Raw genomic sequence first — 18,478 nt, forward strand, 5'->3', positions numbered from 1 at the left:
GCCATGGAAACCTACCAAGCTACGTTTGACACCTGGAACCAGCTGGCCCACCAATATCAGGAGAAGTTCATGGACCTGGACCTCTACCAAGACACCTATGACCGGTTCTGCCAGTTGGTGGAAACGCCGTCGGCCAGGGTGCTGGAATTAGGCTGCGGCCCCGGCAACATCACCAAGCACCTTTTACGCCAACGGCCAGATTTTACGGTAGAGGCCACAGACGTGGCGCCCAACATGGTGGCCCTGGCACAAGCCAACAACCCAGCCGCGCTCTGCTACGTGTTGGACTGCCGATCTCTGGACAAGCTCACTGGTTCTTATGACGCCATTCTGGGTGGTTTCTGCCTGCCGTACCTGTCGGCGCTAGACTGCCAAAAGCTGGTGCAAGCCAGCGCCCACCTGCTGCCCCTCGGCGGAATTTTATATCTTAGTTTTGTAGACGATGATCCGGAGAAATCTGGGTATGAGACCAGTAGCAACGGGCAGCACACGCTTTTTGTGCACTACCACCGGGCCGTTTTTGTACAGGAAGCGCTCACGGCCAGTGGTTTTGCTTTAGTAGATACCATCAAAAAGAACTATCTTCCTGTCAATGCTACGCACACCATTCTTTTAGCTCGCAGAATTTGATCTTTTACGCTTTCATGTTCCACCTTTTTCCGCCTCCCCGAATATGATTACTACCGCGCCCAAAGACATCAACAGCTACCTTGCAGCCTTCCCCGAAGCAACCCAGCGCGCCCTGCAACAAATCAGAAACCTGGTGCAAGAAACTGTGCCCGAGGCCAAAGAGACCATCAAGTACGGCATGCCCACTTTCATTTACCATGGAGATCTGGTCCATTTTGCGGCCTTTGTACACCACATTGGCTTTTATTCTGTGCCTACCAGCCAGGACAGCTTCACCAATGACTTGCAAGCCTACAAGGTGGGCAATGGCTCTGTACAGTTTCCATTAAACCAGCCGCTTCCCTTAGCACTGATCAGAAAGATTGTGACCTACCGGGCACAGGAAAACCTAGAAGCCGCCCTGCATCCACAACACGCGTAACATTTCGTCAAGGCCCAGAGGACCTGCTTTCACTCAACCAGGATTCATGGCTGCCTAGGGTTGGCAACAGCGCTAAGGTTTCGTTTTTGCCTCTTTCCTTAAAAAGAAGCCAAAAACGATCTAGCGGTTAATATAGAATTAGTTGAATATTTACGCCTACCTTTGCCTTAGGGTGCTGTCTGAAGGTTTTCTTCTTTTATGGAAGCAGCATCTGCGTGACCAACCGGCAACAACAGGCGTATGACCACCCGGCAGCTACATTACCTTTCTGGGCTTCTGCTCACCGCGTTCATTGGAGTGCACCTCCTCAACCATGCGGCCGCCCTCTGGGGACCTGAGCAGCACATTGCTTTCATGGACACCCTGCGGCTGGCCTACCGCAACCCTCTGGTCGAGACGCTTTTGCTGGCTGCCGTGGCGGTTCAGATTTTCTCTGGCCTCAGACTTTTCAAAGGCTCCAGAAAAAAGGCAACCAAGGGTTTTGACCGCCTGCACCTTTGGACGGGGCTTTACCTGGCGCTTTTCCTGCTGGTGCACGTGACCGCGGTGCTGCTAGGCCGCACGGCACTGGGTCTGGACACCAATTTCTACTTTGGCGTGGCCGGCCTGAATACGTTCCCGTTCTACTTCTTCTTTGTGCCTTACTATGGCCTGGCCGTGGTTTCTTTCTTCGGGCATTTGGCTGCGGTGCACCAAAAGAAGATGCAGCACTCGCTTCTATTCCTTTCCCCTAGCGGGCAGGCGCTTGCTTTGCTCTTGCTAGGAATAGGCCTGGCCGGATTGCTGTTGTATGGCCTCACCAACCAATTTGAGGGCGTAGAAATACCAGCCGCTTACCAACTCACGTCCCCATAATCAAACTCCACCATTGCTCTGTCTCTTGATTTACCAATGTTTGCTTGGCAGGCAGACCTCGATCTGGACCTTCTTACCATGACAAGTTGGTGCGATGTATTGGTACTTACCAGAGGCTACATCCCTTCCCAGCAAGTTAGAAATTACCACTTTTCAATTCCTCTCTACACCTAGCCACTCGAAAACATTTTCCAGCGCAGAAGGCCAACCAATATTTGGTAAGGTATAAAAAGCCCTCGCTCCGTTTTTGGCCTGTTTCCTGGAAAACAACCTAAAAACGGAGCGAGGGCTTTCTAAGAAGCTTATCTAAGGCTGCTATTTGGTCTTAGTGCTCTTGTTGGTGTTGATGGTGAAGTTGGAGCCTTCCTTCTTTAGCATCATGTCAATGTCTTCACCGGTGGCGGTTGAGATGATCTTCTTATATTTCTGGTAGAGCGCGTCTGACTGCTTCTTGTCATCTACAAACAGACCGGTCTTGTCCAGCTTGAAGGTGTAATCCGCCTCGCTAGATTTGATCAAACCATCAGAAACCAGGGCGGCCTTGAGCTCTTTCATCATGGCGTCGTGCTTTTTCATGCGCTCATCATGTTCTTTCATGCGCACGGCGTGCTCAGCCATTCGTTTTTCATGCTCTTTCATGCGCACGGCATGTTCGTCCATGCGGCGTTTGTGGTCTTCCTGGCGGCGGGCCTGATCCACCAGTCGGGCTTGGCGGTCAACTTGCACGGTGGCACCGTAGGCTTCCCGCTGGGCATGAAACTCGTCTAACTGGGCCTGATATTCCTTCAATTGAGTTTCATACTCCTTGAGGTCTTGCTTGTAGCGCTTCTGGCCTTCTTTGTCATTGCTTAGCGGAGCAACAGGGGCCACCGGAGGAACAGGTGGTACCGGTGATACTGGAGCCATGGAAGCGCCTCTGCCAACAGATACAGGTCTGCGGGGAGCCATTGGCGGACGAGGGGCAAACCTTGTTTCTCTTTCCACTTCCTGCAAGGTACCGTTGGCAACGGCCATGGCGCGCTCGGTTTCCTCATGAGACATGGTCTTGGCGTTTTTGGTTGCCTTTAACTGGCGTTCAATGCGGGCCTGGTATTTGGGTAGTTCGTTTTTAGGGACGCGCTTCCCGTTCACGTACACTTCTACTACTTTTCCCTTCTTGTTCTGCACAATCACCAGGTCATCGGCTAGTTGCACCATGGTCAAGGCTTCTTCCAACTCTTCCTCGGGTTCTGGAACGTTGACGGGAGCGGTGGTGGCCAGATACTCTTGTTGAGGAGCAGGCACGGGCAGAGCCACCGGTTCCTGATGCGCCGGTTGCGGGGCATCAGGGGTTTGGTAGTTGGCCCAGGCAGTGGCAGAGAAAACCAGCAAACCAGCGGTGAGGGCGCAGGCGGCCAGAAAGCCTTCAGAGAAAGAAGGCCTAAGGGCCGGTTGCTGCACCAACCTGGTAATGCGGCTCAATAACGTGCGGCGACGGCCCGAGAAGGCCATGGTCAATTGGGGAGAGGAAGTGGGATTTTTCATGAGCAGTTCTTCTAAATGAGTTAAGGCATAGGCATAGGTAAGCGAGTCGCCGCAGACAGAAATGGCCAGGTCGTCACAGGCGTGTTCCCGCTCGGTTCTAATGCAGTCAGAAATCCACCACACGGCGGGGTGAAAGAAAAACAAGGTTTCTACCAGGCTCTGCAATAAGTTGAGCAGGTAGTCTTTGCGGTGCACGTGGGCCAGTTCATGCGCCAGAATGGCCTCTATCTGCGCCGTAGACAGTCCGGCTAAGGCACCCAGCGGCAATAAGATGAGCGGCTTTACATGGCCAATGACCATGGGCATTTTTACCAGGGCAGACTCTGCCACGGCTACAGCCTGCGCCAACCCAAGCTGTCTGCCCACCGCAGCCGCCTTCTGCTGCCAGGCTTCGGGCACGGGTTGCACTCTATAAGAACGTAAGCGCTGTACATACACCCAGCCGCCTAGTAAGCGCATACCCATCACCACCATTCCCAAGAGCCACAACAGTACCATGGCGGGCAGATGCTGTTCAAAGTAAGCTTGGCTTTGGGCAGTGACTTCCTCCCAGAACGTCTGGGTGGTGAGAACCTCTGCTCCTGCTGTGACCGCGGTGCTGCTAACTATTACAGATGCACGGGTCAAAGAAGCTGGCGGCACGGCAGGTTCATACAATTTATAGTAGGTGATGCCCGCCATCAGAACCAAGGCCATGAGTCCGGCCCAGGCCACGCGGTACCGGGTGGCCGCCGAGTGCCGGTGCATCAAGCGCAGCAGAATGGCCAACAAGATGGCTAGCAAAGTGCCTTGCCAAACGGAGTGCAGGAGGGTCCAGCCCAGGGCGTTGAGGCTACCAGGGGGCAGCACCTCATGGAGTAGGTTTGTGGGAGTCATCTTCCAGGCGTTTTAAGAGGTTCTTGATTTGGTTTAACTCATCTGGGGTAGTAGACCGGTTGCCCAGGGCCTGCATGACCAGTTTCATGGCAGATCCTCTAAAGGCAGTGTCCAGGAAGCGGTCCAGCAAATGCTTCTGGGTGTCTTCTTCGGTCACGGCGGCCTGGTACAAATGGGAGCGGCTCTCCTCATCACGGGACACCAGGTTCTTCTCATGCATGATCTGCAAAAGCTTGAGCGTGGTGGTGTAGCCGGTTTCCTTTACCTGGTTCTGGGCCTCATTCACAAAGCGCACCGTGCTGGGACCGTTCTGCCAGAGAATCTGCAGGATCTCTAGTTCGGTCTCAGTGGGCTTAAGCGGCGGGGTTGGGTTGGTCATGTCTGTAAGCAGTAATTCTAACTACGATTTATTTCGTACTCAATTATACGAACACTTTCGTAAAAGGAAAACTTTTAACACGAAATCTTTCGTAGTTTATTCTGAGAAGTTCATTCCTGCACCCAAAAGATGCTTTAGACATTTCTGCTACAAGCAGTTGCCTTCTACTTTAAAGGCACACTTTGATACTGTTGGCAGGAGAAATTCTGTCAACGCTCTAAAAGGAGTATACCAGATATGAGGTTTGTTGCGTATTCTGCAGTATGAAGAGAACCGTACTGCTGGTCTGTGTGCTGGCACTTCTTGCACTGGCTCCTGCTTTGGCTCAGCGGTACCGCACCGCGGCGGGTGCGCGCGTAGGCAAAAACGAAGTGGGCCTGACCATTCAACAAAAGATATTTGAGAGAACCACCTTGGAGGGCCTGGCCACTGCCGCCCCCCGCGAGGTCTTGGCCACCGTTCTGGCCGAACAACATTTTAACATTCTTGGAAAACGCCTGAACTACTACATGGGCGCGGGCGCGCACGGCGGCAAGCTGAAGGATTACGGGGCCGTCTACGGGTTTGACGTCATAGCCGGCCTGGAGTATAAAATCAACGGGCTCCCGTTTCTGCTCTCCGCCGACCTGAAGCCGGCCTTTCATCTACGTCACGAGGAGTGGTTTAACCTGGGCAGCGCTTTCTCTATCCGGTATGTGATAGTGAAAGAGCCTACAGAGTCACCGCTGGATTTCATCAAAGGAATCTTTTCACCGTCTGGGAAAAGCAAGAAGAGGGACTAGTTATCTTAGGTGCTTTTGGGCTGTTTTGGAGAAAACAAGCTAAAAACGGGTACGCTTTATAAAGATGCGATTTGCTCATAAGACGCCAAGGTCTCTGACTGCGCATGGTCTTCTGGAGATAAAACTTGCGTTCCGTTTTGGTTCACATAAATAACTTCTTGCTTGTAATCTACTCTGCTTAAGGCATTGTCTAATGCGAAGCTGGAACCTATACAAGCGGCGAACAATAATACGATCAATTTCATGGCTGTAATCTTTAATGGTTTGTTTAAGAGACTATCTCATTCTTAATTAGTTGCACCGTTTTCTCAAGTTTTTTTTCTGGTGCCGAAGGTCATTTCCTCTTGTGGTACATCTGGTTTCTGTTAGTAAGATGCACATGACCTTCTGTGGGTTGCCTTGCTTGTTAACTTTATATCCAAACGGCATGCCACAACCGCAAAACCTTGATTTAAAGCAGTTTACAGCATATTTTTTCTTTACCATTGTCCATCCCCGAACAAAATATGTCCGCTACCGGACAAGTGTACCGCTTACTTCGTACAGTTTGGATTGCCCTAGCGCCATAGGCTCTTCCTAAATTCCTGATTTTTAGCTGCGTATCATTTACCAGCACCCCGCCAACAACTTTTCTTGCCGTTCCTGTGTATCTTGACCGGCATTCACGCGCTCCTGTTTTATGACTCTCCCAGATTTAACCCCAGAACTAGTTTTCCAGACATCGCGGAGTAGCGGCCCCGGCGGCCAGAACGTGAACAAGGTGGAGAGCCGCGTAGAAGTGTGGTTTTCCATTGAGAACTCGGTGTTACTCAGTCCAGAGCAAAAAGAACTGATGCTGGAGAAGCTAGCCCCGCGCCTGAACAAAGACGGCTTCCTGCACCTGGCCAGCCAGGAAGACCGCAGCCAACTGGCCAACAAGGAACTGGCCGTACAGAAGCTTTATGAGACGTTAGAGCAAGCTTTGCACCGCCCCAAGCCGCGCAAACGCACCAAACCCTCTAAAGCCGCCGTCCAGAAACGCATAGAAGCCAAAAAGAAGATTGGTCAGAAGAAAGCCAACAGGCGGTTTAATTCAGAATCGTGAGTATTTTTAAAATATCAGCTGATTGTTAATTGCTGCATAGGTGTTTTTGGCCTGTTTTCTGGGAATCAGGCCAAAAATGGAGTTGCGGTTCTTCTCTCTGATAAATAGACTAAGAGGACGTTGTAGACTGGTAGAGATAACGGCACCGCCTTGTCGCCCACGCATTCCGGATTCAATTTGCGCCTATACACAAGCGGATGTTTGCTCAATGATACCTTGAACCACCTATACATATCCTTCAGATTTGGGGCAGAAAACAGACCTGTTTTTAGCCTATTTCCTAGAAAACACGCCAAAAACGCATTCCCAGACTCAAGACTCGCGACTCAGAACTCAAGACTAGACTAGAAGCTTACTTGTAAACCGTTGGTGAGGCTGTAGAGGTAATTGGGGATGGGCACGATGGGCTGGTTCTCATAGGTATGAGAGAAGTTGGTCACCAATTGCAGCCACGTGTTCACTTTCATGGTCAGGGAAAGGTCTCCGCTAAACCGATGCCGGAACTGGCTGTGCGGTTGGTCATAGCCCACCTGGTAGTAATGAATGGTGCTGAGTTCCAGATACGGGTTCAGGGGCAGGCGTACGCTAGCGTAATTAGACAGCTTGGGCATGTCCTTCTTGATGTAGCGGTCTTCCTCCAGGTTATGCCAGCGCTCGTGCTCATACATGGCGCCGGTGCCCAGGTTAAACCTGAGGTTCTCTTTGCGCACCACGGCAAACCGTATGCCCGCCCCGGCCAGCGCCCGCAACTCCAGACCCCGGTTATAGTCATACTGCAACTGCCCGAAGGTTTCATACGACAACCGCTGCTTTCTTTGAAAGGTGACCCGGCCGTGCACGTAGCCGGTTTCTATCTGCGTGGCCCCGCGCAGGCGCACGTAGTTGTAAGAACCCAGCAGCAGGTAGGTGTTCTGCTCAGACACGTAGCCAATGTTGCCGTTTCCGGTGAGGCCGATGTAGTGATCCGTTTTTCCTTCTTTACCCACCGGGCGGTTGAACAAGTTGAGGTTCACGCCCAGCTTGCCGGTAAAATAATTTGAGGAGTCCCGCTCCACCCGCGCCTTCTCCACGTTTAAAATCTGGCCCTTGGCACCCCATGAAAGCGTTAAAAGAAATGTTAAAGCAAAGAAACTGCGTACCGTAAACGTCATAAGCATAAGAACCGTGCAAGGCGGGCATTTGTAAAGCTGGAACAGAAACAGGCGCTTTAGCATCCATTGCCCCAATCATGTTTTTCAGCAACAAAGGTACACAGCATTTCCAGAAACGGTAGGCAAGGCAAACCAGGCCAGCTGGTTTCACGCTTGGCCGGAGGTTGTTCTCAAAGCTTTGGCTTTCTCCTATTTCACTTTTTTTCAGGGGTCAGAGCACCAGGCAGCCCCGCGCCGTTTTTGGCTTGTTTCCAAGAAAATAAGGCAAAAACGCATCCTTAAGGAAAATCCAAGGCACGCACAACCTTTCTGCAAGCGCCCTTCAAAAAAGAAAGGCCCTAGCGGTTAAGAGCAGGCAGAGAAAATACGGGAAGCTGAATTATAGAGAGGAAATCTTACGGGTAGGCATGCGTCTTCCGGCCTTGCCAATACGATACTTCCCACACCATGACGGAACTCCACCAGCAAAAGCCAAAGTAACTGACTGCTCGGGTGAGATCTGGCGCCCTGTCCATACAACTTAAAGCGAGATCTGACGCTTCATACAAATACACCTTGAAGATGGTCAGCAGGAGTATGATAAGCGTGGCACCCCCTATTTTCAGCCTACGGCTGGGCATTTCTTGTGGTAGTAGTTTTTGCCCCGTCCAGACTTGTATGGCTAAGAAAAGAACCAAGCAGGAAAACGACCAAACCAAAGTGGCTGCTTTTGCGCCTAGCTGTTCTGCTGCGCCGCTGGCACTAAAAACAAAAAGCAGGCCCGCTATCAAATAGCCGGCCTGCCTTAAATAGAGATTCAGTCTTACCCTGATGTCCAAAGATCAGCTCAGCTTGCTAGAACTGGGAAATGGCATCGCTTAAATCATACACGGGCACGCCCACAATACCGGGCTTGATAATGCTGGTGGCGGCGGCAGAACGGTAGCCGGCCGCGCAATGCACCACTACGGGCTTGTCTGCCGGAATCTCTTCTACGCGCTCCCGCAGTTCGGGCAGCGGGATCTCCAGCGCCGAAGGGAAAATCTTGCGCTGCTTGATTTCGCCCCAGTTGCGCACGTCTACAATGGTGTAGTTTTCTGGGTGCTGTTTAAAGTCTTCCAGGTTCATCTCCATGGTAGTGTCCGTGGCCGTGGGCGGACAGGTGAGCGCCCCCAGAATCAAGCGATTATAGCCAATGCGGGCCGTCTTGCTGATGATCTCTTGCATCTTCTCCTCGTTCTCCACCACTATGTAGAACTTCTCGTTTGGCCAGACAATGGAACCCAGCCAGGTTTCAAACTTGCCGCCGTCCTGCAGATTGATGGAGTTGGGCACGTGGCCTTTCTTGAACTGGGCCTGCGGGCGGGTGTCAATGACCAAGGCATCTTTCTCCAGTTCATGGTCTGCCGGCAGAATAGGTACGCGCTTGACAGAAGACTCATATTTGGAGGCCCCTTTTCTGTTAAGCGCCACGGCATGCTCAAAGTACTTGGGTACAAAGGGCTGGTCTGAGGTCAGGTAGGTGACAAACGCGTCCTCAGACATGGGCTGCAGGGCCGGGTTGGTGCGCTTCTCGTCGCCAATGGTGCTGCTGTTGGCACTGCTCATGCCTTTGCCGCAGAGGCTGCCGGCGCCGTGCGCGGGGTATACCAATACATGGTCTGGCAGGGGCATGAGCTTCTCACGGGTAGAGTGGTACATCTGGCGGGCCAGTTCATCTCTAGAGGCGGTTAGGTTTCCCACGTTCTCGCGCAGGTCTGGCCGGCCTACATCACCTATGAACAGGGTGTCACCGGTAAAGATGGCGTACTCTTTTCCCTCTTCGTCTAATAAAAGAATAGAGATGCTGTCTGGCGAGTGCCCGGGCGTGTTGATGGCCTTGAGGGTGACCTTGCCCAGTTGAATGACGTCGCCGTCGTCAAAGGTGGTGTGCGGGTACTCGGCGCCCAGAAGTTCGCTCACGTAGATGGTGGCTCCTTTGGCCTCAGAAAGCTCCAGGTGGCCGCTCACAAAGTCGGCGTGGGGGTGGGTTTCTATGACCGTGGTGATGCGGGCGTCATGCAGCATGGCGTACTCTTCATATTGCCTGGGATTGCGCGTGGGGTCAATGACGGCAATCTCGGCATCGCTCATGATGATGTATGAGTAATGGGCCAGGCCCTTGTCTTCAAACTGCTCTATTTTCATAGGAATGGAATTTACGGAGGATGAATGAGGCAAAGTTGGTATTTTCAGGTGGTATTTCATAGATGACGTTCATCACCTTCGCAGATTCCTTTTTGGCCTCTTTTCCAGAAAACAGCCTAAAAACTACCCACTTCGGCTGAAGACAAGATCTGGCGCAGACGCTACATTCTGTCTGCTACTTCGTTCAGGGTCTGCACTTTGTCCAAGCGCCGCTGCTTCTGCGGCTGTCTGCCCCGGCGGTTCTACCCATGCCCGCCTGGGTTGGCGAACTTTAGAAATAGGCAGGTTTTCATAACTTGTAGGCAGGCTTTTTAGTTATGTCTTATACGGGCATCTTTCACCAGATACCGTTTTTTAGCGCAAAACCTTTACATTCAGGCAACTGGGTGCAGGCAATGCCGAAGACAACTCCTTCACCTACCTCATACAAGAACCTATGCAAGAACCAAAAGGCACCTTGATCGCGTTGGGCGGCGGCGATGATGACGGCTTAATCAACCTCATACGCGGCGAAATCTGCAGCAAAGACTCTAACATTGAGGTGATCACCACCGCCACGCTGGAGCCTCTGGAGTCTGGCCAGGCGTACAAAGAGGCCTTTGAGGAACTGGGCTGCAGCAGCGTGCGCTTCATGCACATAGATGAAGACAACCTAGCCGACAAACCCGAGTACCTGGACCGCATTGCCCGTGCCGAGGTCATTTTCTTTACCGGCGGCAACCAGCTGCGCTTAAAGGAGTTCCTGGCCAACACCAACCTGCACGCCCTCATGCTCCAGCGGTATCAATATGACGAGGTGACCATTGCCGGCACCAGCGCCGGGGCCGCCGCCATGTCTGACCGCATGATCTACGAAGGCTACGGCTACTATTCCCTGCTCAAAGGCGAAACCAAAACCACCGAAGGCCTTTCCTTTATCCAGAACGTGTTCATAGACACCCATTTTACGGAGCGCGGTCGGTTTGGCCGCCTGGCCCACGCCGTGACCAAGCGGCCCGAGTTTGTGGGCATTGGCCTGGGCGAGGAAACGGGTGTCATCATTAAGAGCGGCAACCACGTAGAGGTGTTTGGCAACGGCGTGGTGACCATCATGGACGGCTCGCATGTGCGCTACACCAACCTCAATGAAGTAGAAGAAGGCGACCCCATTGCCATTGAGAACCTGACCATGCACCTGCTGGTAGAAGGCCATGAATACTGCCTCAAAGACCGCTTCTTTAGAAAACTCTCCCAGCAGAAAAAGAAGTCCGTGCTGAAATAATAGATTGGTAGGGCCTTTCAAGGCAATGTTCCACCTCGCTTGCCTCTAGCGAGTGTGAGCTTCCTGCGGACTCTGGCCGCCGCCGCTGGACGGTTTGGGAAAGCCGGATTGAAAAAAGATGTATCCTCATACGGCCAGAGGCCGCGCAATAACCCACACTCGCCAGAGGAGAGCGAGTACTTTCTATATTTATTTTCGATTTTAATAGGCTTCCTGCCAGGCTAGCTAAGAGAAGAGTTTATACTGTTAGTAACCAAGAGCCCCTCGTTTTTGGCCTGTTTTCTGTAAAACAGACCAAAAACGAGGGGCTTTACCCTGGTACGGTATGTAGAAAATCTTGCGTCTAAAAACTTTACTGCCTGAATTCTTTCTGCAGCTCTATGTTGATGGCCACGGCGGCTTTGGTGCCTTCGGCGGCGGCGACAATGACTAGTTGCATGTCTCGGGCAGAGTCACCGGCTACGTACAGGCCTTTCACGTTGGTCTCTTGGTGCTTGTAGGTGCGCACTACGCCTTTGCTGGTAAAGTCGCACTCTAGTTGGCTAGCCAAGTCTGAGCGCTGGTCTGAGCCGGTGGCAAAAAATAGGGCGTGCCGTTCTTCTACCTGGCCGTTCTGTAAAATAATACGCTGCATCTGGCCGTCTTCGCCCTCAATTCTCTCAATGGCCGCGGTGGCGTAGGTGATGCCGTTGCGGGCCAGCAGCTCCTTGTCCTCACGGGTGAGTTTGTTGGTGCCGTCTGTGAACAGCTTTACGTCATTGCTCCAGGTCTTGAGCGACAGGGACAGTCCTATGGCTTTTCTGGCCTTTCCGTACGCCGCCAAGGGCTTGTTCTTGGACTCATAGCCGTCACAGTACGGGCAGTGGTGAATGCTGGTGCCAAAGAAAGGCTCGGCGCCGGGTATCTGGGGCCAGCGGTCGGTGAGGCCCGTGGCCAGTAAGACTTTTCTGGAAAGGTAGGCTTGCCCGTCTTCGTCTATGGCCTGGAATAAGTCTGCCCGTTTGGTGAGATGCGTGATGCGCTTCTGCTTGAGGTCTACCTCATACTTGCTTAGGTCTTCGCGGCCCAGGCGCAGGAACTCGCTGGGCGGGGTGCCGTCACGGGTAATGAAGCCGTTCATGGCGTGTGAATATGAGTTTCTATACTCGCCGGTGTCAAAGAGGGCCACTTTTCGCATGCAGCGCCCCAGCAACATGGCTGCGCTTAAGCCGGCTGGTCCGCCCCCTACTATCAATACGTCATACATAATTATCGCCTACATTCTTGCTTGAAATGGCTAAACGCAAATCAGGCAAAAGGGGTGGACCTGCGCGGGATATTTTATCTGTTTCCGTGCCCATCTGCCAGGCCCCGTGGCGGATGGTGTCCAAGCCAGAAAGCGGCTTTATAATTAAATCAGGTGCTAAAAATTAAAAAAATGGTGCCCATGCATACTAATATTAGAATATCATATCAATTTTTCTATCTTTGGTTAACAAACTCTCACAATTCCACTTAACCAGATTTTAACAAACCAACGCATGAAAAGTAAATTTTTAGCCTTTCTGGGCAGTGCTGTGCTGACAGCGGGCGTTGCCAATGCCGGGGGATACCAAGCAAACCTCCAGGGGCAGAAGCAGATAGGAATGGGGCACGCCGGAACAGGGCTAGCATTGGACCAGAGCAGCATCTTCTTCAACCCGGGAGCTTTGGCGCATTTGAGACAGAACGGGATTCAGATTGGCGTGAGCGCCCTGAACTCCAAGATAGCCTACCGTGAAGCTTCTGGCGGTGTTTCTGAGTCGCAGACTGACAATCCGTTAGGCACGCCTTTCCAAGTATATGCCTCTTATGGTGCTGCTGAAAGCCCGTTGCGATTTGGTATTGGCGTATACACGCCGTATGGTAGCACCGTTAACTGGGGAAGCACCTGGCAAGGACGCTTCGGATTGAATGAATTGACCTTGCAGGCTATTTACATCCAGCCTACGGTGAGTTACAGAATTACAGACAAGTTGGGCGTGGGCGCTGGCTTAATCGTTTCTATTGGCAGTGTAAACCTGCAGAGATCTGTTCCTTTGACAGATGAGAACGGCAACGAGGGCCACATTGAGCTAGACGGAAAATCAAAAACTGGTATTGGCTTTAATGCCGGGGTTTATTTCCAGCCTACAGACAAGCTTTCCTTGGGCTTAACCTACCGTTCTAAGGTAGATGCCAAAGTAGAAGACGGTGACATCATCTTGCAGATACCAGATGCCGCACCCGTGAGAGCTCAGTTCAAAGGAGACAAGTTCAACGCTACGCTTCCTTTGCCAGCCAACCTTACGCTGGGCTTAGGCTACAAAGCCACTGACAAACTGACCATTGCCGCAGACGTACAGCGCGTAGAGTGGAGTGCGTATGAATCTCTTCGGTTTGATTTTAATGACGTGATTGGCGGCCAGGTTTCTTCTGAGGCCCAGCGCCAGTATGAAGATTCTTACATCTACCGTTTGGGCGCGCAGTACGTGCTGTCTGACATCATGACTATTCGGGCGGGTGCTTACTATGATGAGTCTCCGGTACAAGATGGATTCTTAACCCCAGAAACCCCAGACTCAGACTCAAGAGGAGTTTCTGCCGGTTTAACTCTTAAGCTTTCAGAAAAAGTTGACCTAGACGCTTCTTTCCTGTATGTGAACAAGAAAGAGCGCACAGATGACGCCAGCAAGTCTAACGGCGTGGCCGGTACTTTCAAGTCTGTGGCGTACATCCCTGGTGTTGGGGTTAACTATAAATTCTAATTTCTTTAATGAACATGAAAAATTTATTACATAAACTAGGTGCTGTTGCTTTCCTCACCAGCTCCTTACTATTTGCCGGTTGTGATCCTGAGTTTGAAGAGGACCGTACCTTTAGCGCCGGCTCTCTGGACCTATCTAAGTATGTGGCGGTGGGTAACTCACTTACAGCCGGTTACCAAGACGGTGGCTTGTACCTAGAAGGACAGCGAAACTCTTATCCAAACATTCTGGCTAACCAGTTCTCTCTTGTAGGTGGCGGTGGTTTTACGCAGCCGTTGTTCACAGAAGAGCAGAAGAATGGATCTGGCTATCTTAAACTGACGGGCTTTAGCTCCTCTGGATTGCCAACCACGGCTCCTGTAACCACCAACCTGGCCATACGTGGCATGGGCGCAGACAACAAGACTCCCTTGTACACTAAGTTTACAGGCGAAGTCCAGAACTTAGGCGTTCCCGGCATAAAGATGGTAGACGTCACTACTGCCGGCTATGGCTATAACAACCCACTTGGCTTCAATCCATTTTATGAGCGCCTGCTATCTGATCAAGTTGCTCCAACGGGTGCACTGCTTCCTTATGTAAACAAGGTGGAGTCTGTAAAGGCTACTTTCTTTACTATGTGGTTAGGCAACAATGATGTGTTGGGGTATGCCACCTCTGGCGGAATTGCTGCTATCTCATCTGAGACGGCCTTCCAAACTGCATTAGACGCCATGGTAGCCAAATTGCCGGCGCAGGGTGTCATCATCAATATCCCAGATGTGACAGCCGTTCCATTCTTCACGACTAAGGCTACTGCCGGCATCATGGCTCAAGCGCAAGCTGCCAACGCAAAGTTGTATATTACAATGGGCGATGGCACTGTACGTGAGGCAAAAGCAGCAGATTACGTGCTTCTTACTTCTACAGTAGGTACACCAGAAGCAGTGCCTGGCATTCCGCAGCAGATTCCACATGGCTTTTCTCCATTCAACCCCTTGAAGAACCAAGAGGTATTGGATGAAAACGAAGTAACTGCTGTTAAAACAGCCACTACCTCCTTCAATGCTAAATTGCGCGCGGCGGCTACTGCTAAGAATGTTGCTTTCTCAGACATGAATGCTTACTTCAACGCAATTAAAGCTGGTTTTTCATTGAATGGCGTAAACTATTCACCTGCCTTTATCACGGGTAACCTGTTTTCTTTGGACGGCGTGCACCTTACTCCTAGAGGCTATGCCATTGTAGCCAATGAGATCATTAAGGCCATCAACACCAAATACAGCTCTACCATCCCAACCATTGACGTAACTTTGTTCAGAGCGGTATTAATCCCGTAATCAACTCTAGTATCCATACATAGAAGAGGCCCGGCGTTCGCCGGGCCTCTTCTATTTTATGCCTCTATGAACCGTTTTTGGCCTGATTTACAGAAAACAGGCCAAAAACGCCTAGTGCGCCTGCAGCCAGTTATCACCGGTGCCCATGCCTACTTCCATGGGAACGCTCAGCGGGAAGGCGTTTTTCATGAGTTCCTCTACTTTGGCCTGCACCAGTGACAGTTCTTCTTTGAGCACGTCAAACACCAATTCATCATGCACCTGCAAGATCATGCGGCTAGCCAGTTTCTCATCCCGTAGCCATTGGTCAATGTTGATCATGGCAATCTTGATGATGTCTGCCGCCGTGCCTTGGATGGGCGCGTTGATGGCGTTGCGTTCGGCGTAGCCCCGTATGTTCTGGTTGCGGGAGTTAATGTCCCTGAGGTAGCGTCTACGGCCTAACAGCGTCTCCACAAACTCCTGGTCGCGGGCCTCGTTGATGGCGCTGTCCATGTACTGCTTCACCGCTGGGAACTCCTGGAAGTAGGCTTCAATAATTTCAGCAGCCTCTCTTCTTGGAATAGCCAATCTCTCGGCCAGACCAAACGCAGAAATCCCATAGATAATCCCGAAGTTGATGGTCTTGGCCTTGCGGCGCATATCACTGTCCACCTGGTCAACGGGCACGTGGAACACCTTGGCCGCCGTTGACGCGTGAATATCCAAACCCTTCTGGAAGGCCTCTTTCATAGTGGCGTCATTGCTGAAATGCGCCATGATCCTCAACTCAATCTGCGAATAATCCGCGGACAGCAATACGTGGTTTTCATCTCTCGGCACGAAGGCTTTGCGTATCTCACGCCCTTTCTCAGTCCTAATAGGAATGTTCTGCAGGTTGGGGTTGGTAGAACTCAAACGGCCGGTAGCGGCTACGGCTTGGTTATAGGACGTGTGCAGGCGGTCATCCTCTTTGCAAATCAATTGCGGAAGCGCGTCTACGTAGGTGCTCTTGAGCTTGGTCAGTTGTCTATGGTCTAGGATCAACGCGACAATCTCATGCTCAAAGGCCAGCTTAGACAGTATCTCCTCGCCGGTGGCATATTGGCCCGTTTTGGTTTTCTTAATTTTGTTGCCGCCCAGCTGCATGCGGTCAAACAGGACTTCGCCCAATTGCTTAGGTGAGCCGATGTTGAACTCCATGCCCGCTTGCTCAAAAATCTTCTGTTCAATTTCCTTGATACTGGTTTGCAACACGATAGAAGACTCACCCAGAGCTTCGGCGTCAATGCTCACGCCTTCGCGCTCCATGTGCCCCAGCACGCGCAATAGTGGGTTCTCTACGTCATTGAAGAGACGCTTAAGGCCCTGTTTCTCCAGCAACGGGTCAAAGTAATGCTTAAGCTGTAGCGTGACGTCAGCATCCTCGCAGGCGTATTCATAGATTTGGAGCGGCGGCAACTTGTCCATGGTCAGCTGGTTCTTGCCTTTGCCTAACAGCGTCTCAATCGCGATGGGTGTGTAATGTAAATACGTCTCTGCCAGCAAATCCATGTTGTGGCGCATGTCTGGCTCTAGGAGGTAGTGGGCCAGCATGGTATCATACAGTGGGCCTTGCACGTCAATGCCGTAGCGCTGCAAGACTACCAAGTCATACTTGATGTTCTGGCCAATCTTGGTAATAGAAGGGCTTTCCAATATCTCCTTGAACTCCTGCACAATCTCCAGAGTAGCCTCATAGTCATCAGCTGGCACTGGAATGTAATACGCCTCGCCGGGCATGTAGCAGAACGAGATGCCCACCAGGCGCGCGGTGATGGCGTCAATGCTGGTGGTCTCGGTGTCAAAAGAAATTTCCTTCTGAAGCTTCAGGTATTTTAACAGTTGCGCACGCTGCTCTGGCATGGTGAGCAGATGGTACTCATGTAGCGTGGTGTCAATGGTTTTGCGTGGCGTAGACACATAACCTTCACCGCCGCCTTCTATCATAGCCCCTGCCTCAGGCGTCATGACCTCATCAGCGGGCATGTCAAAGAGAGACGTCTGCCCCATGGGCTTGTCTGACTTAAAGCCTTTGCCTACGGTGGGTTTGTTGGAGATGGGCTTGGGAACGGCCGGCGAGGCGGTACCCAGCACACGCGTAGCCAGTTGTCTGAACTCCAGCTCGTCAAAGAGGGCGGCCAGCTTGTCCATGTCGGGGCCGTCATAGCGCAGGCCTTCCTCGTCAAAGTCAATGGGTACGTCCAGGTGAATGGTGGCCAATTCTTTGGACATCAAGCCCTGCTCAGCGAAGTTCTCCACGTTCTCCTTCTGCTTGCCTTTCAGTTCATGCGAATGGGCGATTAGATTCTCTACCGAGCCGTATTTTTGAATAAGCGTCTTGGCCGTCTTCTCGCCAATGCCCGGTATGCCCGGGATGTTGTCCACGGCATCGCCCTGCAAGCCTAGAATGTCAATGACTTGTTTTACATCACTGATTTCCCAGCGCTCCAGCACTTTGGGTTTGTCAATGACCTCAATGGCATTGCCTAAGAATGCCGGCTTGTAGACAAACACATGATCAGTGACCAGCTGGTAATAGTCCTTGTCTGGCGTCATCATGAACACGTCAAACCCAGCCTTTTCTGCCTTACAGGAAAGCGTGCCAATGATGTCATCGGCCTCAAAACCGTCCAGCATCATGCCCGGTATGCCAAAGGCCTCCACAATCTTCTTCACGTACGGTATGGCAATGGAAATATCCTCGGGCATGGCCTGCCTATTGGCCTTGTACTCTACAAAGTTGTCATGCCGGAACGTCTTGGATGGCGCGTCATAGCAAACCCCAATGTGGGTGGGCTTTTCGCGGTTGAGCAGGTCTACCAAGGTGTTGGTGAAGCCCAGCGCAGCGCCGGTGTTCATGCCCTTGGAGTTGATTCTGGGGTTCTTGCTGAACGCGAAGTGGGCGCGGTAGATGAGCGCCATGGCGTCTAAGAGAAAAAGGCGTTTGTCTGGTGTACTCATAGGCTAGCGAAGGTACAAGCAAAGCGTCTGCCTTGCAACGGTGCTACCTATTTAACTGAAGACGCGGCAGAAAGTTAGGGCAGGTCGTTTTTAGCCTGTTTTCTGAGATTTAGCCAAAAAATGGTTTTTGATTATTGATTGCCAATTGCTGGTTGATGAAGAATGGAAATGCAATCTTAACTTCTAAAGGTAACCCGCCGTCCCCACCGTTGTTGGTGTTATCACCAACAATCTAGACTGCCTCTCTCCTGGAGCCTGCAATTCATAGGCACTTCCGTTGGCT

At 51.7% G+C, this 18,478-nt stretch carries 15 protein-coding genes; 8 read left to right on the plus strand and 7 right to left on the minus strand.

The features are described 5' to 3' along the window. The first annotated feature begins 3 nt into the window (after nt 1–3). From GU926_RS11535 to GU926_RS11545, 3 genes are all read left to right on the plus strand, one after another. On the plus strand, nt 4–630 hold the full coding sequence (locus GU926_RS11535) for a class I SAM-dependent methyltransferase (protein ID WP_160691995.1): 627 nt from the start codon (nt 4–6) through the stop codon (nt 628–630). Nucleotides 631–673: 43 nt separating this feature from the next. Further along, nucleotides 674–1,051: an iron chaperone gene (locus GU926_RS11540; protein WP_160691997.1), complete on the plus strand. Its 378-nt coding sequence runs from the start codon at nt 674–676 to the stop codon at nt 1,049–1,051. Nucleotides 1,052–1,291: 240 nt separating this feature from the next. Beyond that, nucleotides 1,292–1,906: a hypothetical protein gene (locus tag GU926_RS11545; RefSeq protein ID WP_160691999.1), complete on the plus strand. Its 615-nt coding sequence runs from the start codon at nt 1,292–1,294 to the stop codon at nt 1,904–1,906. A 315-nt stretch (nt 1,907–2,221) separates the two neighbouring features. Here GU926_RS11545 and GU926_RS11550 read toward each other — a convergent pair whose 3' ends face one another. Next, on the minus strand, nt 2,222–4,306 hold the full coding sequence (locus GU926_RS11550) for a M56 family metallopeptidase (RefSeq protein WP_160692001.1): 2,085 nt from the start codon (nt 4,304–4,306) through the stop codon (nt 2,222–2,224). Continuing rightward, nucleotides 4,281–4,685, minus strand: coding sequence for a BlaI/MecI/CopY family transcriptional regulator (locus tag GU926_RS11555; RefSeq protein WP_160692003.1), 405 nt, complete (start codon nt 4,683–4,685; stop codon nt 4,281–4,283). Before GU926_RS11555 ends, GU926_RS11550 begins: the two co-directional genes overlap by 26 nt. A gap of 263 nt (nt 4,686–4,948) precedes the next feature. Between GU926_RS11555 and GU926_RS11560 the strand changes: the two genes are divergently transcribed. Next, nucleotides 4,949–5,467, plus strand: a complete 519-nt coding sequence (locus GU926_RS11560) for a hypothetical protein (RefSeq protein WP_160692005.1) — start codon at nt 4,949–4,951, stop codon at nt 5,465–5,467. Nucleotides 5,468–5,523: 56 nt separating this feature from the next. Here the strand turns inward: GU926_RS11560 and GU926_RS11565 are convergent, their stop codons facing one another. Further along, nucleotides 5,524–5,712, minus strand: a complete 189-nt coding sequence (locus tag GU926_RS11565; RefSeq protein WP_160692007.1) for a hypothetical protein — start codon at nt 5,710–5,712, stop codon at nt 5,524–5,526. Nucleotides 5,713–6,146: 434 nt separating this feature from the next. On the opposite strand from GU926_RS11565, the gene arfB reads away from it, so the two are divergent. Then, nucleotides 6,147–6,551: an alternative ribosome rescue aminoacyl-tRNA hydrolase ArfB gene (arfB, locus tag GU926_RS11570; protein WP_160692009.1), complete on the plus strand. Its 405-nt coding sequence runs from the start codon at nt 6,147–6,149 to the stop codon at nt 6,549–6,551. 344 nt (nt 6,552–6,895) lie between these two features. On the opposite strand, the gene GU926_RS11575 is transcribed toward arfB, so the two are convergent. After that, nucleotides 6,896–7,621 carry a DUF481 domain-containing protein gene (locus GU926_RS11575; RefSeq protein WP_160692011.1) on the minus strand — a complete coding sequence of 242 codons (726 nt, stop codon included), beginning with the start codon at nt 7,619–7,621 and terminating at the stop codon, nt 6,896–6,898. 915 nt (nt 7,622–8,536) lie between these two features. Continuing rightward, entirely contained in the window at nt 8,537–9,868 is a 1,332-nt protein-coding gene (locus GU926_RS11580) for an MBL fold metallo-hydrolase (protein ID WP_160692013.1), read from the minus strand. A gap of 436 nt (nt 9,869–10,304) precedes the next feature. On the opposite strand from GU926_RS11580, the gene GU926_RS11585 reads away from it, so the two are divergent. Further along, on the plus strand, nt 10,305–11,129 hold the full coding sequence (locus tag GU926_RS11585; RefSeq protein WP_160692015.1) for a cyanophycinase: 825 nt from the start codon (nt 10,305–10,307) through the stop codon (nt 11,127–11,129). Nucleotides 11,130–11,481: 352 nt separating this feature from the next. Here the strand turns inward: GU926_RS11585 and GU926_RS11590 are convergent, their stop codons facing one another. Next, entirely contained in the window at nt 11,482–12,375 is an 894-nt protein-coding gene (locus GU926_RS11590; protein ID WP_160692017.1) for an NAD(P)/FAD-dependent oxidoreductase, read from the minus strand. A gap of 274 nt (nt 12,376–12,649) precedes the next feature. On the opposite strand from GU926_RS11590, the gene GU926_RS11595 reads away from it, so the two are divergent. Then, a complete protein-coding gene (locus tag GU926_RS11595) occupies nt 12,650–13,894 on the plus strand; it encodes an OmpP1/FadL family transporter (protein ID WP_160692019.1) in 1,245 nt (414 codons plus the stop codon). A 14-nt stretch (nt 13,895–13,908) separates the two neighbouring features. Further along, entirely contained in the window at nt 13,909–15,213 is a 1,305-nt protein-coding gene (locus GU926_RS11600; protein WP_198001409.1) for an SGNH/GDSL hydrolase family protein, read from the plus strand. A 111-nt stretch (nt 15,214–15,324) separates the two neighbouring features. Here the strand turns inward: GU926_RS11600 and polA are convergent, their stop codons facing one another. Beyond that, a complete protein-coding gene (gene polA, locus GU926_RS11605; protein WP_160692023.1) occupies nt 15,325–18,195 on the minus strand; it encodes a DNA polymerase I in 2,871 nt (956 codons plus the stop codon). Between the last annotated feature and the right edge of the window lie 283 nt (nt 18,196–18,478).

Origin of the sequence: Nibribacter ruber, assembly GCF_009913235.1 — a bacterium.
In the GTDB taxonomy this organism is placed as follows: Bacteria; Bacteroidota; Bacteroidia; order Cytophagales; family Hymenobacteraceae; genus Nibribacter; species Nibribacter ruber.